Annotated in this window: 20 protein-coding genes; 11 read left to right on the top strand and 9 right to left on the bottom strand. The window is 70.5% G+C overall.

Features of this window, described 5'->3' with window-relative positions; genetic code table 11:
* The first annotated feature begins 382 nt into the window (after window positions 1-382).
* Window positions 383-931, top strand: coding sequence for an ArsR/SmtB family transcription factor (locus tag KZ829_RS41230; RefSeq protein WP_220149272.1), 549 nt, complete (start codon window positions 383-385; stop codon window positions 929-931).
* Window positions 928-2223, top strand: coding sequence for an MFS transporter (locus KZ829_RS41225; RefSeq protein WP_220149271.1), 1296 nt, complete (start codon window positions 928-930; stop codon window positions 2221-2223). Before KZ829_RS41230 ends, KZ829_RS41225 begins: the two co-directional genes overlap by 4 nt.
* Before the next feature lie 75 nt (window positions 2224-2298).
* On the opposite strand, the gene KZ829_RS41220 is transcribed toward KZ829_RS41225, so the two are convergent.
* Window positions 2299-2814 (bottom strand): hypothetical protein, encoded by a 516-nt coding sequence (locus KZ829_RS41220; protein ID WP_220149270.1) that lies wholly within the window; start codon window positions 2812-2814, stop codon window positions 2299-2301.
* 125 nt (window positions 2815-2939) lie between these two features.
* Here KZ829_RS41220 and lexA point away from each other — a divergent pair, with 125 nt between their 5' ends.
* The 3 genes from lexA (at window position 2940) to KZ829_RS41205 (ending at window position 6009) form a co-directional block, all read left to right on the top strand.
* Window positions 2940-3593, top strand: coding sequence for a transcriptional repressor LexA (gene lexA, locus KZ829_RS41215; RefSeq protein WP_220149269.1), 654 nt, complete (start codon window positions 2940-2942; stop codon window positions 3591-3593).
* Between the two features lie 177 nt (window positions 3594-3770).
* A complete protein-coding gene (locus KZ829_RS41210) occupies window positions 3771-4949 on the top strand; it encodes an MFS transporter (protein ID WP_220149268.1) in 1179 nt (392 codons plus the stop codon).
* 34 nt (window positions 4950-4983) lie between these two features.
* Window positions 4984-6009, top strand: coding sequence for an aldo/keto reductase (locus KZ829_RS41205; RefSeq protein ID WP_246637111.1), 1026 nt, complete (start codon window positions 4984-4986; stop codon window positions 6007-6009).
* 31 nt (window positions 6010-6040) lie between these two features.
* On the opposite strand, the gene KZ829_RS41200 is transcribed toward KZ829_RS41205, so the two are convergent.
* Entirely contained in the window at window positions 6041-6466 is a 426-nt protein-coding gene (locus KZ829_RS41200) for a MarR family winged helix-turn-helix transcriptional regulator (protein WP_220149267.1), read from the bottom strand.
* Window positions 6467-6594: 128 nt separating this feature from the next.
* Between KZ829_RS41200 and KZ829_RS41195 the strand changes: the two genes are divergently transcribed.
* Genes KZ829_RS41195 through KZ829_RS41180 form a run of 4 tightly spaced genes read left to right on the top strand, consistent with a single transcriptional unit; the run spans window position 6595 to window position 10286 of the window.
* Complete coding sequence (locus tag KZ829_RS41195) at window positions 6595-7476, top strand: SDR family oxidoreductase (RefSeq protein ID WP_220149266.1); 882 nt, start codon at window positions 6595-6597, stop codon at window positions 7474-7476.
* Entirely contained in the window at window positions 7428-8345 is a 918-nt protein-coding gene (locus KZ829_RS41190) for an amidohydrolase family protein (RefSeq protein WP_372454025.1), read from the top strand. The genes KZ829_RS41195 and KZ829_RS41190 overlap by 49 nt, the downstream gene beginning before the upstream one ends.
* Window positions 8342-8800 (top strand): MaoC family dehydratase, encoded by a 459-nt coding sequence (locus tag KZ829_RS41185; protein WP_220149265.1) that lies wholly within the window; start codon window positions 8342-8344, stop codon window positions 8798-8800. The genes KZ829_RS41190 and KZ829_RS41185 overlap by 4 nt, the downstream gene beginning before the upstream one ends.
* Before the next feature lie 10 nt (window positions 8801-8810).
* Window positions 8811-10286, top strand: coding sequence for an acyl-CoA synthetase (locus KZ829_RS41180; protein WP_220149264.1), 1476 nt, complete (start codon window positions 8811-8813; stop codon window positions 10284-10286).
* On the opposite strand, the gene KZ829_RS41175 is transcribed toward KZ829_RS41180, so the two are convergent.
* Both KZ829_RS41175 and KZ829_RS41170 read right to left on the bottom strand, forming a co-directional pair.
* Window positions 10271-11419 carry an AAA family ATPase gene (locus tag KZ829_RS41175; RefSeq protein ID WP_246637110.1) on the bottom strand — a complete coding sequence of 383 codons (1149 nt, stop codon included), beginning with the start codon at window positions 11417-11419 and terminating at the stop codon, window positions 10271-10273. The genes KZ829_RS41180 and KZ829_RS41175 overlap by 16 nt on opposite strands.
* Window positions 11420-11785: 366 nt before the next feature.
* Window positions 11786-12547 (bottom strand): SIR2 family NAD-dependent protein deacylase, encoded by a 762-nt coding sequence (locus KZ829_RS41170; RefSeq protein WP_220149263.1) that lies wholly within the window; start codon window positions 12545-12547, stop codon window positions 11786-11788.
* A 130-nt stretch (window positions 12548-12677) separates the two neighbouring features.
* Between KZ829_RS41170 and KZ829_RS41165 the strand changes: the two genes are divergently transcribed.
* Window positions 12678-12902 (top strand): hypothetical protein, encoded by a 225-nt coding sequence (locus KZ829_RS41165; RefSeq protein WP_220149262.1) that lies wholly within the window; start codon window positions 12678-12680, stop codon window positions 12900-12902.
* A 110-nt stretch (window positions 12903-13012) separates the two neighbouring features.
* Here KZ829_RS41165 and KZ829_RS41160 read toward each other — a convergent pair whose 3' ends face one another.
* The 5 genes from KZ829_RS41160 to KZ829_RS41140 all read right to left on the bottom strand — a co-directional run bounded on the left by KZ829_RS41160 (window position 13013) and on the right by KZ829_RS41140 (window position 19622).
* On the bottom strand, window positions 13013-14815 hold the full coding sequence (locus KZ829_RS41160) for a right-handed parallel beta-helix repeat-containing protein (protein WP_220149261.1): 1803 nt from the start codon (window positions 14813-14815) through the stop codon (window positions 13013-13015).
* A 199-nt stretch (window positions 14816-15014) separates the two neighbouring features.
* Entirely contained in the window at window positions 15015-16613 is a 1599-nt protein-coding gene (locus KZ829_RS41155; protein WP_220149260.1) for an FAD-dependent oxidoreductase, read from the bottom strand.
* A complete protein-coding gene (locus tag KZ829_RS41150; RefSeq protein WP_220149259.1) occupies window positions 16589-17740 on the bottom strand; it encodes a thiolase family protein in 1152 nt (383 codons plus the stop codon). Before KZ829_RS41150 ends, KZ829_RS41155 begins: the two co-directional genes overlap by 25 nt.
* Window positions 17740-18696: a thiolase family protein gene (locus KZ829_RS41145; RefSeq protein ID WP_220149258.1), complete on the bottom strand. Its 957-nt coding sequence runs from the start codon at window positions 18694-18696 to the stop codon at window positions 17740-17742. The genes KZ829_RS41150 and KZ829_RS41145 overlap by 1 nt, the downstream gene beginning before the upstream one ends.
* Window positions 18693-19622 carry a Zn-ribbon domain-containing OB-fold protein gene (locus tag KZ829_RS41140; RefSeq protein WP_308285880.1) on the bottom strand — a complete coding sequence of 310 codons (930 nt, stop codon included), beginning with the start codon at window positions 19620-19622 and terminating at the stop codon, window positions 18693-18695. The genes KZ829_RS41145 and KZ829_RS41140 overlap by 4 nt, the downstream gene beginning before the upstream one ends.
* Before the next feature lie 89 nt (window positions 19623-19711).
* Between KZ829_RS41140 and KZ829_RS41135 the strand changes: the two genes are divergently transcribed.
* Window positions 19712-21247: an acyl-CoA synthetase gene (locus tag KZ829_RS41135; RefSeq protein WP_220149257.1), complete on the top strand. Its 1536-nt coding sequence runs from the start codon at window positions 19712-19714 to the stop codon at window positions 21245-21247.
* The last annotated feature ends 77 nt before the right edge of the window (window positions 21248-21324 follow it).

Here is a 21324-nt window from a genome sequence, read left to right as displayed (position 1 = left end):
CGTCCTACGGCGAGGGATTGCGGACTCGGCCGCGGGCAGCCAAAAAGAAGGCTCTTGTGGGTGGCAAATCGTCCAAGATCGCCTAACCTCGGCGTGCAAAGCGGGCGAATCATCCAAGATCGCCAAACCTTGGCATGCAAAGCGGGCGAAACGGTCGCCTAACTCCGGCGAAAGCCGCATTTCCACCAAGCGCGGCGGACGGCGGCCCCCAATCGGCGATTCGCCCGACCGGGCGCTTGACGTAGAACCGCAAACACCCAAGAAGAAGGCTCGTGGGGGCGGGGAAACGTCCAAGATCGCGGTTGGAGGCGAGGACAACTGAAACCGACTTCGCACTGACAGTCCCTTGAGAAGAAGTCTTTGCATAGATACCTTCTCATTCGTGCGACGCGAACTCACCGACATCGATTCCCTCAAGGCCCTGGCCCACCCACTCCGGCAGCGGATGTTCACCCACCTGAACCGTTTCGGACCCGCCACCTCCGCCGACCTGGCCACCGCGTTCGACGCCGACCGCGGCGCCACCAGCTACCACCTGCGCCAACTGGAGCGCTTCGGCTTCGTCGAGGAGGACACCGAGCGCTCCGCCGGCCGCCGCCGCTACTGGCGGGCCGTCCCGCTCGACCTGCGGCTCCCGCGCACCGCCGAGGACCCCGAGGTCACCACCGCCGCCGAGGCGATCGGCCGCCAGTGGTTCGAGCAGGCACAACACGACCTGATCACCTACCTGGCGAACCGGGAGTCCTTCGGCGCCTTCGCGGAGGCCGCCATGAACTCGTTCAGCAACACCAGGCTCACCGCCGACGAACTGGCCGAGTTCGGCGAGGAGTACATCGCCTTCGCCTCCCGCTGGATCCGCGACCCGGCCACCGCCCCCGCGGACGCCCGGCCGATCACCGTGCTCTTCAACGCGTTCCCCACGCCGTCATGACCCCGCTGCGCCGCAACCGTGACTTCACCGCGCTCTGGACCGGCCAGGTCATCTCCACCCTGGGCGCCCGGATCAGCGCGACCGCCACACCCCTGCTGGTGCTGGCCGCCACGGGCTCCCCACTGGACGCCGGCCTGGTCGGGGCCGCCGGCACCCTCCCGCACCTGATCGCCAGCCTGCCCGCCGGCCCGCTGGTCGACCGCTGGAACCGCCACCGCATCCTCCTGGCCAGCGAACTCGTCGCCGCCGTGGCGCTGCTGACCGTACCTCTGGCCATCTGGTCCGGCGTGCTCACGGTCGCCCAGATGTGCGCTGTCGTCTTCGTACAGGGACTGTGTCTCGTCTTCTTCGAACTCGCCGAACACGCCGCCCTGCCGATGGTGGTGCCACCGGGCCAACTGGCCACCGCGTTCGCCACCAACGAGGCCCGCAGCCGCGGCGTCACCCTGGCCGGCCCACCGCTGGGCGGCTTCCTCTTCACGGTCGACCGGGCACTCCCGTTCCTGGTCGACGGCATCTCCTACCTGCTGGCCGCGGTCAGCATCCTCTTCCTGCGCCGCGACCTGCGCCCGGCGGCCCGCGGCCCCGCCGAACCCCTGTGGACCTCCGCCCTGACCGGCCTCCGCTACGTCTGGCGCAACCGCTTCATCCGCGCGTCACTGCTGCTCATCGCGGTGAGCAACCTGGTCTTCCAGGCCCTGATCCTGGTCCTGGTGGTTCACGCCGGCGATCACGGCGCCACCCCCGCGCGGATCGGCCTGATGCTGGGCCTCTACAGCGTCGGCGGCCTGCTCGGCGCCCTGATCGCCGCGCGTGTCCACAGCCGGCTGTCGCTCCGTGTGGTGCTCATCGGCACGTACTGGATCTGGTCTGTCCTTCTACCCCTTTTCGCGTGGGCGTCCAGCCCCTGGCAGATCGGCGCGATCGGCGCCCTGACCGCCTTCGTCGGCCCGATCTGGAACGTCATGATCCTCACCTACGCCAGCATCACGGTCCCCAACGAGCTGCTCGGCCGCGTGATGAGCGCCGCCAACACGCTGACCTGGGGTGTCATGCCGATCGCTTCCCTCGGCGCGGGCGTCCTGCTCACCGCCGTCGGCCCGGTCGGCGCGATCGGCGCACTCTCCGCGATCATGCTGACCACAGCGATTGCCGCGACGATCAGCCCGACGATCCGAAAATCAAGCCCCTTGCCCGGTACGGACGACGCCGCCCCCGACCACACTCCGCCCGTTCCGCCGGCGCCACGCGACCAATTGCCACTCGATCCCGCGACGCGCCCGCCGGGCTGAGATCGGTGGTCCGGCTGGCTGTGGGGGCTGTTTCGAGGGGCCCGAAACAGCCCCCAAAGCCAGCCGGGGAGATCGTCAGACGATGGCGGGGCCGAAGGTGTCGGACATGGCGGCCACGCCGAGGCAGAGCAGGGGGAAACCACCGAGGCCGGGCGCGTCGTCGACGTCGGCGAGGTCGTGCCACAGGCGTACCACCGGGTCGGGGGAGTAGCGGTGCAGTGCCCGCGGACCCGGCTCGGGCACGTGATGGCCGGTCGAGCGGAGCATCCCGGCGATGCAGTCGAGCTGCCGCCGGACCGCGGTCGCCACCGCTCCGGGCCCGGCGTCCGGACCGGGCAGGACGTGCTCGGCCACCCACGCGGCGAGTTCGAATCCGGTCACCACGTGGCCGGGAGTTCCGGCCGTCCGGGTGCGGCCGTAGACCACCAGCGCCGTCGTCTGCACCAGGACCTGGTGCACCGGCATGCGGTACGGCAGCGAGATCACCGGATGTGTCGGCGCGAGCAGGATGGCGGCCCGCCGGGTCGCGGCCTGCCAGAGGCCGGTGTCGCCCGCCGCGACCTGGTCCGCGTACTCCCAGATGCTCGGCATCCGAAAATCTTCACGCCCGGCGACATGATCGGCATCGGTCATCGGGTCGGGCCGGGCGTCCCCCGAACGGGCGGAAACCGGTCACGGTTCGTACATCTGATCTAATCATGGGGTAAGGTGCGGCAATGAGCATCGACAGCGGTGCAGATCAGCCCCCGATCAATCCCGGGCAGCCGCCACTGACCACCCGGCAGCTGCGCATCCTCGCGGTGATCCGCGATTCGGTCCGCGAGCGTGGCTACCCACCCACCGTCCGCGAGATCGGCGCGGCCGTCGGCCTGGTCTCCCCGTCCTCGGTGTCCTACCAGCTCAGGGTCCTGGAGAAGCACGGCCTGATCCGTCGCCAGCCCAACAACTCCCGGGCGGTCGAGCTGCGCCCCGCCGCGGGCACCCAGAGCGCCGACCAAGTGGTGACCGTCCCGGTGCTGGGCGCCATCGCCGCCGGCGCCCCGATCCTGGCCGAGGAGCACGTCGAGGACTATTTGACCGTCTCGGCCGGCATGGTCGGCAGCGGCACCCTGTTCGCCCTGAACGTCAAGGGCGACTCCATGGTCGAGGCCGCGATCTGCGACGGCGACGTGGTCGTGGTCCGCAAGCAGCCGGTCGCCGAGAACGGTGAGATCGTCGCGGCCATGCTCGACGGCGAGGCCACCGTCAAGGTCTTCCACCACACCGGTGAGCACGCCGAGCTCCTGCCCCGGAACCCGGCCTACGCCCCCATCCCGGCCGACAGCGCGGTGATCCTCGGCAAGGTCGTCTGCGTCCTCCGCCGCCTGTAGGGTGCAGGTGTGATCCCGGTCGAGGCCATCGCCGCCGCCTATGCGCGGTGGATCACGCCTGACCTGCCGCTCTATGGCAACGATCACGACCGGGCCGACTTCGCTCCCTGATCGGCGCCGGACCGCTCGACGGTCCTGACGCGCCCATTACCCCTCGGATTTCGGGAGCGATCCGTCATGTCCTCTGCCGTTTCCGCGCCGTCCGGTCTGCGGACCGTCCTGCGCGCCCCGTTCGTACGCCGGCTTCTGGTTTTCAGCCAGACCGGCCGCCTGCCGATGGCCGCCGCACCGCTGGCCCTGCTGCTCTTCGCCCGTGAGGAGCACGGGCTCACGCTCGCCGCCCTGGTCGTGGCCGCCTACACGGCCGGGATGGCGGTGAGCGCGCCCCTGCTGGCCCGGATCGTCGACCGATGGCGGCAGCCGCCGGTGCTGTGGGGGTCGGCGGTGCTGTCCGGCGCCGGTTTCGTGGTGGTCGCCGCCAGCGGGCACAGCATGCCGATCATGCTGGCCGGGGCGGTGGGCGCCGGCTTCGGGACGCCGCCGCTGGAGGCCTGCCTGCGGGCACTCTGGCCGAACCTGGTTCCGGCGGAGAACGTGGCGGCCGCGTACTCGCTGGACCTCGCGGTGCAGGAGGTCATCTACGTGACCGGGCCGCTGGTGACGCTCGCCGCGGTCGGGTTCGCCGGGCCGCCCGCGGGGCTGCTCGCCGCCGCGGTGCTGCAGATCGCCGGGGTGGCCGGGTTCGCGCTGACCCCGGTGGTGCGGACCTGGCGGGGCGAGGCGGGGGCCCGGCACTGGGCGGGGCCTCTGCGCGTACCCCGATTCGTCGTGATCGTGGCCGGGGTGATCTGTGCGGGAGCGGCGGTCGGAAGCCTGCCCGTCGCCGTCACCGGCTATGCCGAGGCGGCCGGGAGCCGTGCGCTGAGCGGCTGGCTGCTGGCCGCGCAGGCGGCCGGCGCGCTGATCGGCGGCCTGTTCTACACGCGGGCCGCGCCGGGCGGGCCGGGGCGGCTGCCGCTGACCGCCGCGGCGCTCGCGGCCGGCTTCGTACCGTTGCTGCTGGTTCCCGGCCCGGCGCTGATGGCGGCGCTGCTCGCGGTGTCAGGCTTGTCGCTGCCGCCGCTGCTGACCGCGGTCTTCCTCGCGGCCGACCGGCTCACGCCGCCCGGCACCGCGGTCGAGGCCTTCGCGTGGATCATCACCGCCTTCACGGTGGGCAGCGCGGCGGGTGCCGCGATCACCGGCCCGTTGGTCTCCGACGGGATCCGGTACGGCTTCGCGTTCGCCCCGATCGCCGGCCTCCTGGCCGTGGCCGCCATGTCCGCGGCGACCCTCGGCGCTCGGGTGAGGGTTTGACCTGGAGCGCGCTCCAGGTCATAGCGTCGTCCACATGAGCGCAACGAGAATCGCAACTGTCGAACTGGGACGGACCGGAGAGCAGGTCAGCAGCGTCGCCCTCGGGGCCATGCAGATGGGCAACGCCACCGGCGAGGCGTCGTCGGCGCGGATTCTCGACCGGTACCGGGAACTGGGTGGATCGTTCGTCGACACCGCGGACTGCTACGAGTGGTGGTCGCGGCGGGGCAGCCGCGGCGGGGAGAGCGAGGAGCTGCTGGGGCGCTGGATGCGTGACCGCGGCAACCGGGACGAGATCTTCCTGGCCACGAAGGGCAGCGCGCTGCCGTCCTACTCGCCCGATCTGTGGCAGGCGGACGGCACCCCGGACTGGGAGCTGGCCCGGCGCACCTTCGCCGGCGCCGGCGGGGACACGCTGCGGCACGCGCTGGACGGCAGCCTGAAGCGGCTCGGCACCGACCACGTCGACCTCTACTACGTGCACGTCGACGACCGGACGACGCCGCTGGAGGAGACCCTGGAAGCGCTGGCCGGGCTGGTCGCCGCCGGCAAGGTGCGGTATCTCGGCTGGTCGAACGTCCGGACGTGGCGGCTGGAGCGGATCCGGCAGCTGTGCGACAGGTACGGCTGGCCCGCCCCGGTGGCCGTGCAGCAGCAGCACACCTACCTGCGGCGGCGGGCCGGCCTGGAGAACGCGTCGATCGTCGACGACGACCAGTGGGACTACCTGACCGAGCACCCTGACCTGGGTCTGGTCGCCTACTCGCCGATCCTCAAGGGTGTCTACGACGACGCGGCCCGCCGGGCCGGGCACTGGATGATGGCGTCCTACACCGGTCCGGACAGTGAGGCCCGGCTGGCGGCGCTGGCCGAGGTTTCCGCCGAGGTCGGGGCGACTCCCAACCAGACGGTGCTGGCGTGGCACCTGCACCAGACGGCGCCGACCGTGGTGCCGCTGATCGGGCCGCGTACGCCGGAGCAGTTCGAGAATCTGGTGCCCGCGCTCGACGTCAAGCTGGACGCCGGACAGCTGGCCCGTCTGGACGCGGCCGGAGCCTGACCGGGCGGCCGGCGCCGCACGGGCCACCTGGTCAGGCTGGATTGAGTGACTGCCAGGCCGTGATGAGCGACTGGCGGAAATCGGCAGCCTGCTCGTCGGTCAGTGTGGACCGCATGCGCGTCTCTAGGGCGCGGACGTCGGCGGCGACCGTGGCGAGCAGCGCACGGCCCTCGCCGGTGAGGCGGATGAGCAGTTCGCGACGGTTGCCGGCGTTGCGTTCGCGGCGGATCAGGCCGCGGGTCTCCAGGGCGCGGACCATGTCGGCCATCGACTGGGCGGTGACGAACGAGTCGCGGGCGAGCTGGGCCGCGGAGAGGCCGTCGTGGCGTTCCAGGACGGTGAGGGCCGTGTATTGCAGGGCGGTGACGCCGGCCGGGCGGACCAGGTCGTCGAGGCTCGCGCGGACCGCGAGTTCGAGCTGTTTGACCAGGTAGAGCAGGGATGGGCCGGTCGTCATGGCGGGTTCCTCTCGCAGGTGCCGCCAGATTACCCCATTGACAGGAAACCTGATCGTCATCAAAACTCGGGACGAACAGGAATCCTGTTGATTGTGCGCGGCCGGACATTCGTGAGAGGTTGAAGAGCATGGATCTGGATGGCAAGGTCGCCATCGTGACCGGCAGCGGGCGAGGGCTCGGTCTCGCCTATGCCGGGGCGCTCGCCGCGGCCGGCGCCGCGGTCGTGGTCAACGACGTGGACCAGGCGGTCGTGGACGCGGCGGTCGCCGGGATCGGCGGCAGGACGGTCGGCGTGGCGGCCACGGTCGGTGACACCGCGAGCGCCGAGAAGCTGGTCGCCACCGCGGTCGAGACGTTCGGCCGGCTCGACGTGCTGATCACCAACGCCGGCATCCTGCGCGACCGGGTCCTCTGGAAGATGACCGACGAGGACTTCGACGCGGTCGTCGACGTCCACCTGCGCGGCACCTTCACCTGCGCCCGCGCCGCCGCGATCCGGATGCGCGAGCAGGCAGGAGGCGGCCGCATCATCCTGATCGGCTCCCCGGCCGGGCAGCGCGGCAACTTCGGCCAGACCAACTACGCGGCCGCCAAGGCCGGGATCGCCGCGATGGCCCGCACCTGGGCCCTCGAACTGGCCCGCAGCGAGATCACCGTCAACGCGGTCATCCCGATCGCTGCCACCGAGATGACCAGGACGATCCCGGCGTTCGGGCCGGCCATCGAGGAGGCCGGGCGGACCGGGCAGCCGTTCCCGGCCTGGATGCGCCACGACGAGGGCCTCGGCACCGTCGAGGACGTCACCGGCCTGATCACCTTCCTCGCCTCGGACGCCTCGAAGGACATCACCGGCCAGGCGATCGGCATCGGCGGCGACAAACTCGCGCTCTGGGCGCACCCCAGCGAGAAGAGCATTGTGTACGCCGAGGGCGGCTGGACGGCCGAGGCCATCGCCGCCGGGTGGGACTTCCCGCTGGAGACCTACGGCATCCCGGCGCCGAAGAGGTGAACCTCGACGAGCTCACCGCCATCGACGTGCACACGCACGCCGAGGTGGGCCGCGACGGCCGCACGTCGCTGAGTCCCGCCCTGCTCGGGGCGTCCGCCGACTACTTCAAGGCGCACGGCCACCGGCAGCCCACCATCGACGAGACGGCCGCCTACTACCGCGAGCGGAGGATGGCCGCGGTCGTCTTCACGGTCGACGCCGAACACGCCACCGGACATCCGGCCATCCCGAACGAGGAGATCGCCGAGGACTGCGCGGCCCACCCGGACGTGCTCATCCCGTTCGCCAGCATCGACCCGCACAAGGGGAAGGCCGGCGCCCGCGAGGCCCGCCGCCTGGTCGAGCACTACGGGGTCAAGGGATTCAAATTCCACCCCAGCATCCAGGGCTTCGCACCGGACGACCCGATCGCCTACCCGCTCTACGAGACGATCCATGAGCTCGGGGCGGTCGCCCTGTTCCACACCGGGCAGACCGGCATCGGCGCCCGGGTCCGCGGCGGCGGCGGGATCCGACTCAGGTACTCGAACCCGATGCTGGTCGACGACGTGGCCGTGGACTTCCCCGACCTGCGGATCATCCTGGCGCACCCGTCGTTCCCGTGGCAGGACGAGGCCCTCGCGGTCGCCACCCACAAGGAGCACGTCCACATCGACCTGTCCGGCTGGTCACCCAAGTACTTCCCACCGCAACTGGTCCGGTACGCGAACAGCCTGCTCCAGGACAAGGTGCTGTTCGGCTCCGACTACCCGGTGATCACCCCGGACCGGTGGCTCGCCGACTTCGGGAAGCTCGACCTCAAGGACACGGTCCGCCCCAAGATCCTGAAGACCAACGCAGCCCGCCTACTCTTCCGGGAGAACCCATGACCACCACCGCGAACGGCCTCGACGGCCTCAAGTCCCTGGCCGGCAAGGACCTCGGCCGCAGCGCCTGGCTGGAGATCACCCAGGAGCGGGTGAACACGTTCGCCGACGCCACCGGCGACCACCAGTGGATCCACGTCGACGTGGAGAAGGCGGCGCAGGGCCCGTTCGGCGCGCCGATCGCCCACGGCTACCTCACCCTGTCCCTGGTCATCCCACTCTTCAGTGAACTGCTCGTGGTCGAGGGCATCACGATGGGCGTCAACTACGGCCTGGAGAAGGTGCGCTTCCCCAGCCCGGTCAAGGTCGGCTCCCGGATCCGGCTGGCCGCGACCGTGGTCAGCGTCGACGACGTGGCCGGCAACGGCGTGCAGAGCGTCTTCGACTTCACCGTCGAGGTCGAGGGCCAGGACAAGCCCGCCTGCGTCGCCCGCCCCGTCTACCGCCACTACGCCTAGAGGACCGGACATGCGCAACGCGGGGTTGGGGTCCTGGCCGGTCCGCCGGGCGGCCATGTCGCCCGGCAGCACCGCCCTGATCTTCGAGGAGCGGCGTACGACGTACGCCCAACTGCATGAACGCACCTCGCGCCTGGCCGCGGCCCTGCGTGCCGCCGGGGTTCGGCCCGGGGACCGGGTCGCCTACCTCGGCCCGAACCATCCGTCCCTCGTCGAGACGATGTTCGCGGCCTGGGCGCTCGGCGCGGTCTTCGTGCCGATGAACTTCCGGCTGACCGAGCCGGAGATCGAGTACCAACTCCGGCACAGTGGGGCGGTCGCGCTGATCCACGCCCTGCCGGTGTCCTTCGAAGTCCCGATCAAGGTCGGACTCTCCGGATACGAGGACTTTCTCGCAGATCTCGCGCGCTTCGACGAACCGGTCACGCTCGACGACGTGGCATGCATCCTCTACACGTCCGGCACCACCGGCCACCCCAAGGGCGCCGTGCTCACCCACGGCAACCTGGTGTGGAACTGCTACAACCTGCTCGTCTGCGTCGACATCGCCGGCGACGAGGTCACCCTTCTCAGCGCCCCGCTCTTCCACGTGGCGGCGCTCAACCAGTGCCTGCTGCCCACGTTCCTCAAGGGCGGCACCTCGGTGATCATGCCCGGATGGGACGTCGACGGCTGTTTCGACGCCATCTCCCGGTACGGCGTGACCTGGATGTTCGGCGTCTCCACCATGTTCGCCGGCCTCTCCCGGTCACCGCGCTGGCCGACCGCCGACCTGTCCTCGGTGCGCTGCCTGATGACCGGCGGCGCGGCCGTGCCGGAGGCGCTGATCCGCACCTACCAGGACCGGGGGCTCGCGTTCTGCCAGGGCTACGGGATGACCGAGACCGCGCCCGGCGCCACCTTCCTGGAAGCGCGGGAGAGCCGTGACCACGTCGGATCGGCCGGCCTGCCGGTCTTCTTCACCGACGTCCGCTGCGTGCGGCCCGACCTCACCCCGGCCCCACCCGGCGAACCCGGCGAGGTGCTGGTCCGCGGCCCGAACGTGACCCCCGGCTACTGGAACGACCCGGCCGCCACCGCCGCCGCCTTCACCGACGGCTGGTTCCGCTCGGGCGACCTGGCCGTCGTGGGGGAGGACGGCCACTTCCGGATCGTCGACCGCACCAAGGACATGTACATCTCCGGCGGCGAGAACGTCTACCCGGCCGAGGTGGAGGCCGCCATCTTCGAACATCCGGCGGTCGCCGAGGCCGCCGTCGTCGGCGTCCCCGACGAGAAGTGGGGCGAGGTCGGCCGCGCCTTCGTGGTCCCGGTCCCCGGCGCCGGCCTCAGCCCCGGCGACATCCCGGCCCATCTGGCCGGGCGCCTGGCCAGATACAAGATCCCGGTGTACGTCGACATCGTCACCGACCTCCCGAGAACCGGCTCCGGCAAGGTCCGCAAGGGCCCCCTCCGCGACCTTCCCCTGCCTCAGCCCGCCCGATAGAGGGTGGCCAGATCGATCAGGACGATGCCGGTGTCCGCGGTGGCGGCCGTACGCAGTTCATCGGTGAACCCGGCGCCGCTGAAACAGGCCAGGCGCGCTGACTCGGCGCCGGGACGGCCCTGGGCGATGAGCAGGGAACGGATGCGGCGCAGCCGGTCGATATGGCCCAGCCCCATGATGTCGCCCCACTTCGCCTCGCCGATCGCCAACAGGGGCTGCCGGTTGTCGTCGTCGAGCCCGTACACGGCGACGTCGACCTCGTGGGAGGTCCGGTTCGCCGGGTCGTTGACGGTGCCGCTGCTCACCCGGTTCGGGTAGTCGCCGAACACCTCGGGCCCGGCCAGGTGCCGGGTCCAGTAGCGGCAGACCTGCTCGAAATGCGGCCCCAGGACGTTGCTGACGAAGCGGCGCCGGCTGCGTTGCCACAGCCGCCCGGTGTCGCGAGTGTGCTCCAGATCAGACCAGATCGGGCGCATCACCGCGTGGTAGAACGCGACCAGCGGCTCGGCGATCCGGAAGGTGGTCCGGTTTTCCCGGAAGGCGTCGGCCTCCCGGGTGACCAGTCCACAGTCCTCCAACACCGTCAGCGGGTGGGCCAGATCGCCCGCTTTGCGGCCGAGATAGGAGGCGATACCGCCGCGGTGGGCGTTTCCGGAGGCGATCGCCGCGAGGACCGAGTGGTAGAGACCCGATTCGCGCAGGTCGGGCTCGTCGGCGAGCAGATAGCGGGCCTCCCGGAAGAGCGGGCTGGTCGGGGAGAGGACGGTGCGGACCACCCAGGCATCGAAGTCGTCCGGGCCGGAGGGGGTGTCGTTGCGAGCGAACTCGCGACGGTAGGCGGGTGTGCCACCGACGATGGCGTTGGCCATCAGTGCGGTCGAGTGGTCCTCGATGTCCCAGAACTGAGCGGCGAGCTGGTGATCGAGAGTAGGAACCACCAGTTCGAGACCGGCCCGGCCACGGAGCGGCGCGTTGCCGCTGAGCAGCCGGCCCATGAAGGACATCGCCGATCCGCAGAGCAGGATGCTGGATCTGCTCTGGTCACGTTCCGCTCGGAGCGGAGCCAGGGCGTTCTGAATGATCGAGGGAATTTGGGCGTTGGCCCGGACCAGGTAGGGGAATTCGTCGATCACAACCGGGATTCGCCGGTCGCGCCCGATACTGAGGAGCGCGTCGATAGCCTGATGCCAACTGTCGAAGGCCAGGGGTGCCGGTGCGCCCACATGTTCCGCCAAGCGCGCCCCGATTTGATTGAGAGACTCGCGGTCAGCGGCCTCGTCCGCCGGAAAGTAGAAGCCGCCGGTCGCCTGGCACAGGGAGCGAAGTAGGAACGTTTTGCCCTGTCGACGCCGCCCGGAGACGACGCCGAGCAGCGCACCGGGCTGCGGGTCGGTCGCGAATTCGGTCAGTGCGGCCCATTCACGCTCGCGGTCGAACATCTCCGTGGGTCGTTCCAGCACCCTCCACCTCTTTCATAACTACAGTTATGATAACCGCAGTTATGAAAGATCGGGCCAGGCTGCGGCGACCAGGGTCGGGAGGATGGTGGCGGCGGTGCCGTGCAGGTTGATGCCGGCGACCGCGTCCAGTGGGGTGGGCTGCGGGTTCACCTGGATCACCGTGCCGCCGAACATGGCCGCCACCTTCGGGATCTCGGCCGCCGGGTAGACCAGGCCGGACGCGCCGATCGTCAGCAGGACGTCGCAGTCGGTCGCCTCCTGGACGGCCGTCTCCAGGATCTGCTCCGGCAGGGCCTCGCCGAACCACACCACGCCCGGGCGCACCGGGCCGGAACAGTGCTCGCAGCGCGGCGGGGCCAGCCGCCGGCCCTCCGAAGGCTCCTCGCCGCCGGGCACCGGGGCGGACCGGGCGCATGATGCGCAGCGCGGCTCGAACAGGCTGCCGTGCAGGTGCAGCGGGCCTGCCGACCCGGCACGTTCGTGCAGGTCGTCCACATTCTGGGTGATCACGACACTGCGCGGGGTGCGCGCCTCGATGGCGGCGACCGCCTCGTGGCCGGGGTTGGGGTGGACCCGGCGGATCACGGTGCGGCGCCACTCGTACCAGCCCCAGACCAGGTCCGGGTCGTCCTGGAAGGCCTGCGGGGTGGCCAGTGCCTGGGCGTCGAAGCGCTCCCAGAGGCCGGTCAGCGCGTCCCGGAAGGTGGGCACGCCGCTCTCCGCCGAGATCCCCGCGCCGGTGAACACCACCACCCGTCGCGCCTGAGAGAGGACCTTCGCGGCCTCGCGCACCTCAACCATTCGATCCCCCAGCGCCGTCCGAACGTGTTACCAGCACGAACGAGTGTCGCATCACCGCGGGAGCAGATGGGTCGTTGACTCACGGAGAGCGCGCGGAGGTGGTCGGTCGAATGTCCGAAGTGGGATGCCGGTGAGCGACGAGGCCACCGAACCGCCCCCCGGCGCGGACCGTACCCGCCGTCTGCGCGCGGCCGGCGACCGTCTGCTCACCGTCGTCGGCGAGTGGACCGCGCCCGGCCCGCAGCGTCCGGAGTGGTCGGAGTCGAGCATGAGCACCCTGGTCGGCGCGGTCACCGCGGCCGCCGGCTTCTTCTTTCTGGCCGCCATGCTGGTCATCTGGTTCGCCCGCTCCTGAGCGAGGTACGCGGGAGACGTCGATCAGGGCGGCGTTCAACGGCATGGCGGCTCCCCCGTACAAAAGGAATCGCCCGCCTGCCGGAAGTGGCAGGCGGGCGAGTCAGTCGATCAGAGTGAGACGGCCCTGCCGCCGAGGGTGATGGCCAGGCGGCCGTCGGAGGCGAACGACCAGGCCAGCGCGCCGGTGAAGTTCGCGCACCGGGCGCCGTTCGTGCCGGACCAGAACTGGTTGGTGCTGCCGGCGGTGCCGATGATGCGGTCGTTCGTGCCGCTGGAGCCGCGGCACGAGGTGTTGTTGGTGAAGACCGACGTGCCGGCGTCGAAGTTGAAGTTGCGCTCGGCGTTGTCGATGCTCAGGTTGTTGGCGATCGTCATCGAACCCGGGTTGCTGTTGTAGGTGAACCCGTGCTTGCCGTTCTTGTAGGCCACGGTCCGCTTCACGATGTGGTTGACGCCGATGTCCTCGCCGCCGAGCTTGAAGCCGTTGCGGTCACCGTTGCCGGCCTGCGAGCCGTCGCTGAGCGTGCCGTTGTTGTAGGCCAGCGAGTCCTCGATGGTCACCACGCCGATCGGCCCGGTGTCGGTCTTGGTGTAGAGGTCCCAGCCGTCGTCGATGTTGTTGTGCGAGACCGCGTACCGGAAGACGTTGCCCGGCCCGACGGTCAGCTTGGCCGCGAAGCCGTCCGCGTCCTCACCGTCGGAGTCGGCGTTGTCGTGCGACTCGGCGCTGAGGATCAGGTTGTTCGCCGGCCACTGGGCGGCCGGAGTGTCCGACGCGATCCGGGACAGCTGGAGACCGGTGTCCCGGTTGTACCGGGTGATCGTGCGCTCCAGGACGTTGTTGCTGCCGCCCACGAAGATGCCGTTGTCACCGGCGCGCTCGACGACGACGCCGTAGACCCGCCAGTAGTTGCCGTTGACGGCGAGACCACGGGCCGCGGTGTCCTCGGCCTGCGCCGAGAAGTTCAAGACCGGCACTTCACCGGGGTACGCGGAAATCGTCTTCACAGCACCGGACGACCCGTTGTTGCCGGGCGCGATGGTGACCGTCGACGCGTGCGCGTAGGTGCCGCCGCGCAGGTAGATGGTGCCGCCCGCGGCGATCCGGGTGATCGCCGAGGTGAGCGTGGTCGGCGCCGCCACGGTGCCGGCCGCGCTGTCGGTGCCGTTCGGCGCCACGTAGAGGGCGCTGCTCGACGGCGGCGGGGAGGAACTGGCCGACGGTGAGGGGGAGGTGGAGGTGGACGGCGAAGACGTGGGGGAGGAGGTGGGCGTGGACACCCCGTCATCGACCAGGACGTCGTCGAAACGGCCCGCCGCGTACTCGGTGAGCAGCCCGATCCGGCCCGCCGTGATGGTGCTGTCGGTGGCCGACCCGACGCTCGTGCCGTTGACCGACCCGCTGATCGTGGTCCCGTTGACGGTCAGCCTCAGCGTGTAGAACGTGCTCGCCGAAATGGTCTGGCTCAGGCTGCCCAGCACCGTGACGCTGCTGCCGTTCATGGTCTCCAGCTGAACCCGGTTGGCGCCGGTCAGCGACAGCCGGTACATCTTCGTCGCCCCGGCGGCGCGGGCGGTCAGCGCCACCACGCCGGAGGTCGAACTGAACGCGGTCGCCTTCACCTTCGCCTGGACCGAGTAGTTGGTCCACGAGGTCGTTCCGGCGAATTGCCGGGCCCTGGTGTTGCCGCTGTCCGACTGCTGGAACACCTGCGTGCCGTCGCTCACCACCGACCAGGTGCCGCCCGATTTCGACCACCCGCTGGTGCTGCCGGACTCGAAGTCGGCGGAGAACAGGGTGGCCGCCTCGGCGGTGCCGATTGTGACGAAGACACCGGCCGCGACCAGGCCGGCGAGTCCGGCGGCGCCGAGTGAACGGCGCAGTCCGCGGGCCCGTGGATGGGATGACATGGGGGGATTCTCCTTGTCGCAAATGGATCCCGCCGGGCGCGGTGCAGCCGTCCGCGAACGCATTGAATTACGGCGGACGTGCAGCGTGGGGGATGTTCCGGCGGGGGCACCGTTGGGGACGGATTCCGAGTTGGAATCTGCCACCGGGCATTACCGCCCGTCAACGGAATCCATTTGCAGGTTTGTTGCAGTAATGCTTTCAGACGTTGGCGGCGAGGAACTCGTCCAGGCAGCGCTCGGCGTTCGCGGTGACCGTCAGGGCCGGGTTGGCGAGGCACGCGGAGCCGGGCAGCAGGGCGCTGTCCACGCAGTACAGGTTCTGATATCCGGCCACCTTTCCGGTGAAGTCGGTGGCCTTGCCCATCACCAGACCGCCGAGCGGGTGGTAGGTGTTGCGCGACCCCAGACCCATGCCGGTGTTCCGGTCGTAGGACGGCAGCCCGGTCAGCAGCGAACCCTTCGAGCCCTCGGTGCGCCACCACAGCCGGGTGGCCAGATCCCGCCCGGCCTTGTCACCGGCGGTCTCCATCTCGGCGTACGGCCAGTAGACCTTCCCGGCGCCGGTGGCCGCGTCGTACCGGATCTCGCCACGCTCCGGGATCAGGGTGGTGATCAGATGCGCGGTGGTCGCCGGCAGCCAGGACGGGATCGGCGCCGCCTCCCAGGCCATGGCGGCCCGCGCGTACGGGTTCGCGTCGTCGAAGAACCGCACGTTGCCCGGCCCGCCCTGGGCGTGCCCGACCGCCTTGCGCAGGTTGAGCCGGGCGATCAGGAAGTCGCCGTTGTTGCCCCAGCCCTTGCCCACCTCGGTGCTGGTCAGCCGGGGGAGACGGCCGCGCGCCCGGGAGGTGAGCAGCAGCGACGTGCTGTTCAGGGAGCCGGCCGCCAGGAAGACGAACTCGGCCGTGAACGTCTTGTTCGCGAGCACTCCACCGCGCTCGTCGATCTGCCGGGCGGCCGCCTCCATCGTCGAGGATCCGGAGACCTCGCGAAGTTCGGTCACCTCGTGCAGCGGATATATAGTGACATGCCCGGTTTGCTGGGCCCAGGCCAGATAGTTGTGGTCGACGCTGTTCTTCGCGCCCGAGTTGCTGCCGAACGGCCCCTCGCCGATCGTGTGGCAGGCCCGCACCCGCCCGGCCAGCTCGTCCCGGATGACGTTCCAGTCGACCCCGAACGGCACCGGTACGGGCGTGCGGCCGAACTCCGCGATGTACTCCAGCCACGCGCGCGCCCCCGCGTACCCCGGCTGATTTTGAATGTCGGCGGGAATCGGCGCGGCGCCCAGATTCTGCCGCGCGCGTGGCCAGTAGACGTCCTCGAACGTGGTGTACGACAGCTCGGCCGGATAGACCCGCTCCCAGTCGGCGCGGCGCGGCTGCGGCAGGTACATGCCGATGACCAGCGACCCGCCGCCCACCCCGGCTCCGCACATCACCTGGATGCCGTCGCCCACGTGTTTCTGGATGAGCCCGGCGCCCCGCTCGATGGTCTTGCTGACGTCGAGGCCGAGTGGCGGTTTGTCGGCGAACCACGCGCACCGCCAGTCCGGGTTGCTGATCGTGCAGAACGTGTTCCCGGAGCCGTCCAGATCCCAGCGCCGGCCCCGTTCCAGAACGGTCACCTCCATCCCGGCCTGGGCCAGCCGGTACGCGGCCACCGCGCCGGCGAACCCGCTGCCGATCACCAGGGCGGTCCGGCCCTGGAGGTTGCGACGGGCCAGACCGGGCAGGAACAGCCCCGCGGCGCTCGCTTGCAGAAGAGTCCGGCGTTTCACGGCTGCCTCCCGACCACCCACATGGAGAAGAACTGCGACCCGCCCCCGTACGCGTGCCCGAGCGCCGTCGCCGCGCCCGGCACCTGGTGCTCCCCGGCCCGGCCCATCACCTGCATGGCCGCCTCGGCGAACCGCAGCAGGCCGGAGGCGCCGATCGGGTTGGAGCACAGGACCCCGCCGGACGGGTTGACCGGCAGCGCTCCGCCGATCCGGGTCTCACCGGATTCGACCAGCTTCCAGCCCTGCCCTTGTCCGACAAATCCGACATTTTCGAGCCACATGGGCTCGAACCATGAAAAAGGAACGTAAAGCTCTGCTACATCGATCTCTTCCATCGGCCGTTTTATCCCCGCGGTCTCCCAGAGAGCGGCCGCGGCGACCGAACCCGCCCGCGGATTGACGTGATCCTTACCCGCGTAGAACGTCGGCTCGGTCCGCATCGAGGTGGCCCGGATCCACGCCACCTGCCGGGACGACGCCTCGGCGGCTGCCTGATCCCCGATGACGAGGGCGCACGCGCCGTCGGACGAGGGGCACGTCTCGTCGTACCGGATCGGGTCCCACAGCATCGGGGACCTCTGCACCGATTCGAGCGTGATCTCCGGCTGCCGCAGATGCGCGTAGGGGTTCAGGGCCCCGTTGCGCCGGTCCTTCACGGCCACCATCGCGCCGATGTGGGCCGGAGCATCATATTTCCGGATATAGGAGCGTAGGTGAGGTGCGAAGTACCCGCCCGCCCCCGCGGTGATCGGCGCGCTGAACGGTGGCTGGATCGACAGCGCCCACATCGCGTTCGACTCCGACTGCTTCTCGAACGCCACCGCCAGCACCCGCCGGTGCACCCCGGCCCGGATCAGGGTGGTCGCCACGATCGCCGTCGCCCCGCCCACCGACCCGGCGGTGTGCACCCGCAGCAGCGGCTTCCCGGCCGCCCCGATCGCGTCGGCGAGGAACAGTTCGGGCATCATCACGCCCTCGAACAGGTCCGGCGCCTTACCCAGCACCACCGCGTCGATCTGATCCCATGCGGTCCCCGCGTCGGCCAGCGCCCGGTCGATCGCCTCCCGGCACAGCCCGGCCATCGACACGTCGGTGCGCCGGGTGCGGTGCTCCGTCTGCCCGGTTCCGAGTACAGCGGCCCTGCGCATCACGCCTCCAGCACACAGACGAGGTTCTGCTGCAACGCGGGCCCGCTCGTGGCGTGCCCCACCGCGGTCCGCGCCCGCCCGGACATCACCTCGCCGGCCGCCGCCCCGATTCGCGACAACCCGGCCGAGAACATCGCGTTCGCGCCGAACGGCAGGTAGGAGCCGGCTCGTACGACCTCGCGCAGCAGCAGCTCCTGATGGGTGAACGGGGCGTGCAGCGCGGCCACGTCCACCGCGCCGTCCAGTCCCGCGTCCCGTGCCGCCGCGACCGCCGACGGCACCGTGGTCAGATCCCGCTCACCGAGGCCCTGCGGATCCACCCGGTGCGCGAAACCGGAGATCCGGGCGGGGCGCTCCCGCAGACCGCGGGCACGATCACTCGCGGCCAGGACGACCGCCGCGACACCGTCGGCGACGCGCGCCACGTCGTGTTCCCGCAACGGGCAGGAGAGGTACGGCCCCTCCGCGCGCCGTCCCGCCACCCGGGCCATGTCGTCCTCGGTGAACAGTCCCGCGTCCAGTGCGAGCCGGGCCTGCAACGCCGCGACGCTCACCGCGCCCGGCCACAGCGGCGCCACCGTGTACGGGTCCAGCTGCAACGACAGCACCCGGTCCAGATCGCCGGCCGTGCCCTTGCCGAACCCGTACACCAGCGCGGTCTCCGCCTCACCGGCCAGGATCTTGAGGTACGCCTCGTACAGCGCCCACGCCGCGTCCATCTCCACGTGCGACTCGGCGATCGGCGGCACCGCCCCGATCGCGTCCACCGCGCTGACGAAGGAGAACGCGCGCCCGGCCAGGTAGTCCGACGATCCGGAGCACCAGAAGTCGACCTCGCGGCGGCCCAGCCCGGCGTCCTCCAGCGCGGCCGTGATGACCGGGACCAGCGTCTCCACCCCGCTCGTGGTGAGCGAGGTGTCCGCACTCGCGAACCCGACGACCGCGACGGCGCTCACAGGTGCTCCGCGTACGACTCGTAGGGGGCGTCCGGCTCTCCGGTCGGCTCGAAGTGGTCGATGTTCTCCGGCGTCGTGGACCACTTCGACCGGTCCCGCCAGACCGCGGCCACCCGCATCCCCATCCGCACGTCCCCGGCCTCGACGCCGAGGATCAGGTGCGAGATCGGGATGTCGGCGCCGTCCAGCAGCACCTGCGCCACCACGTACGGCGGGGTCAGCCGCTGCCCCGCGAACGGCACGTTGACCACGCAGAAGGTGGTGACCATGCCGCGGTCGGCAACCTCCACCACCTCGTCCGGCGCCACCCCGTCGGCGGGGCAGACGCGCGGGGGGACGTACACCTTCCGGCAGGCCGGGCAGCGCTGGCCGATGATCCGCCCCTGTTCCAGGGCCCGCAGACAGCGGTCCTCCTCGACCGAGGTGGTGTGCGTGTAGTGCAGCCTGATGGGCGTCGTCATGATCTCCACCGGCGCGCCCTCTCTTCCTGGCAAAATGTCTGATTCGCCAGGCTCGAAGCATTCGATGTCCCGGATGTGCCCGTTCGGCGAACCGGCCCAGCGAATCCGCACCCGCATCCCGGTGTGCAACTCGGAGGCGTCCACCGCGTGCAACAGCGGCGTGTCCGCGCCGTCCAGCCGGATCAGCGCCCACCCGAACGGCCGGTCCAGCGGCTGCCCCTCGACCGGCCGCGGGTTCCACGTCCAGCTCACCACGGTCCCGCTGGGCGACACCTCGACCAGGTCGGTGACCGGCTCGTGGGTGACCGGGTCGTACTCCAGCGGCGGCACGTGCACCCGCCCGTCCGACGTCCGCGCACCCAGCACCCGGCCCTCCCGCAGCCCCGCCATGAACCGGCCCAACACCGGCCCGAGCGAGCGCGTGTAGTCGAAGGCGATGGTCAGCGGTGCCGCGAGGGTATCCACGTCGATGAGTGAAACACGTTCCAATCTCGGCGGGCAAGGACCGTGTGCAGACGCTTTCTCATCGATGGAACCAGTTATAGAGTCGGGCCATGACGGGCATCGGGATGTGGACCATCGCGGCCGAGCGGCCGCAGCTTGCGGCCATCGTGGACCCGGACGGCCGCACCCTCACCTACGGCGAACTCGCCACCGAGGCCGACCGGGTCGGGCGCGGCCTGCGCGACGCCGGGCTGGAGGCGGGCGACACCATCGCCCTGCTGCTGCCCAACGGCGCCGACATCCTCACCGCCTACTTCGCGGCCGCCCAGATCGGGCTCCACGTCGTACCGCTGAACTGGCACCTCACCGCCGCCGAGATCGGCTACATCCTGCGCGACTGCGGCGCCCGCGCCTTCATCGCGCACGAACGCTTCGCCGACGCGGCCCGCGAGGCCGGACGATCCGTGCCATCCCGCTTCGCGGTCGGCGACATCCCGGGCTTCGCGCCCCTGCCCACCCTGGGCGCGGGCGGATCAGGCAGACCCTTCCCTCGTACGCTCGGCGCGCTCATGGTCTACACGTCCGGCACGTCGGGGCGGCCCAAAGGGGTACGCCGTCCGCTGCTCGGCCTCGACCCCGACCAGGTGCCGCCGGTGTCGCTGTGGTTCTTCGGCCTGTTCGGTCTGCGCCCGTTCGACGATCACGTGCATCTGTGCTGCTCACCGCTCTACCACACGGCCGTCATGAACTTCGCCGTGATCTCGCTCCAATTCGGGCACACCGTCGTGGTGATGGACCACTGGGACGCCGAGGAGTTCCTCCGGCTGGTCAGTACGCACCGGGGCACCCACAGCCACATGGTGCCCACCCAGTTCCGGCGGCTGCTCGCTCTGCCCGCACACACGCGCCGGCGGTACGACGTATCCTCGATGCGCGCCATGATCCATGGGGCCGCGCCCTGCCCGCAGCCGGTGAAACGGGACATGCTCGACTGGTTCGGGCCGGTCGTGATCGAGTACTACGCGGCCTCCGAGGGTGGCGGCACCCTGATCACCGCCGCCGAATGGCTCCAGCGGCCCGGCTCGGTCGGCCGCGCCTGGCCCGGCTCCCGCGTCCGGGTTCTCGACGACGACGGCAAGGACCGGCCGCCCGGCGAACCCGGCACCGTCTACCTCCAGATGGGCGACGCCACCTTCGAATACCACGGCGACGCCGAGAAGACCCGCGCCTCCTGGCGGGACCGGATGTTCACCGTCGGCGACATCGGCTACCTCGACGACGACGGCTACCTGTTCCTCTGCGACCGGGCCAGCGACGTGATCATCACCGGGGGCGTCAACGTCTACCCCGCCGAGATCGAGAACGAACTGGCCGTCCACCCGGCGGTCGCCGACGCCGCGGTCTTCGGCATCCCGCACGACGAGTGGGGCGAGGAGATCAAAGCCGTGGTCCAGCCACAGCCCGGCATCGACCCCGGTCCCGCCCTCACCACCGAGCTGCTCGCCTTCCTGGCCGGCCGGGTGGCCCGCTTCAAACTGCCCCGCACCGTCGACTACGTCGCCGAACTGCCCCGCGACCCGAACGGCAAGCTCTACAAACGCCTCCTCCGCGACCCGTACTGGTCCGGCCGCGACCGCGCGATCTGAGGAAGATCCCGGCTGGCTCCCCGAGCTGTATCAAGGCCCTCGAAACAGCTTCCGGAGCCGGCCGGAGCACCGATCTT

It is taken from the genome of Actinoplanes hulinensis (genome assembly GCF_019429605.1).
GTDB classification, from domain to species: domain Bacteria; phylum Actinomycetota; class Actinomycetes; order Mycobacteriales; family Micromonosporaceae; genus Actinoplanes; species Actinoplanes campanulatus.
This window is presented reverse-complemented; position numbering and strand designations above follow the sequence as displayed.

Bases quoted from the DNA above. Each gene is read 5' to 3' on its own strand.
- KZ829_RS41225 (WP_220149271.1), top strand. From the start codon at position 928: ATGACCCCGCTGCGCCGCAACCGTGACTTCACCGCGCTCTGGACCGGC.
- KZ829_RS41220 (WP_220149270.1), bottom strand. From the start codon at position 2,814: ATGCCGAGCATCTGGGAGTACGCGGACCAGGTCGCGGCGGGCGACACC.
- lexA (WP_220149269.1), top strand. From the start codon at position 2,940: ATGAGCATCGACAGCGGTGCAGATCAGCCCCCGATCAATCCCGGGCAG.
- KZ829_RS41210 (WP_220149268.1), top strand. From the start codon at position 3,771: ATGTCCTCTGCCGTTTCCGCGCCGTCCGGTCTGCGGACCGTCCTGCGC.
- KZ829_RS41205 (WP_246637111.1), top strand. From the start codon at position 4,984: ATGAGCGCAACGAGAATCGCAACTGTCGAACTGGGACGGACCGGAGAG.
- KZ829_RS41200 (WP_220149267.1), bottom strand. From the start codon at position 6,466: ATGACGACCGGCCCATCCCTGCTCTACCTGGTCAAACAGCTCGAACTC.
- KZ829_RS41195 (WP_220149266.1), top strand. From the start codon at position 6,595: ATGGATCTGGATGGCAAGGTCGCCATCGTGACCGGCAGCGGGCGAGGG.
- KZ829_RS41185 (WP_220149265.1), top strand. From the start codon at position 8,342: ATGACCACCACCGCGAACGGCCTCGACGGCCTCAAGTCCCTGGCCGGC.
- KZ829_RS41180 (WP_220149264.1), top strand. From the start codon at position 8,811: ATGCGCAACGCGGGGTTGGGGTCCTGGCCGGTCCGCCGGGCGGCCATG.
- KZ829_RS41170 (WP_220149263.1), bottom strand. From the start codon at position 12,547: ATGGTTGAGGTGCGCGAGGCCGCGAAGGTCCTCTCTCAGGCGCGACGG.
- KZ829_RS41160 (WP_220149261.1), bottom strand. From the start codon at position 14,815: ATGTCATCCCATCCACGGGCCCGCGGACTGCGCCGTTCACTCGGCGCC.
- KZ829_RS41150 (WP_220149259.1), bottom strand. From the start codon at position 17,740: ATGCGCAGGGCCGCTGTACTCGGAACCGGGCAGACGGAGCACCGCACC.
- KZ829_RS41135 (WP_220149257.1), top strand. From the start codon at position 19,712: ATGACGGGCATCGGGATGTGGACCATCGCGGCCGAGCGGCCGCAGCTT.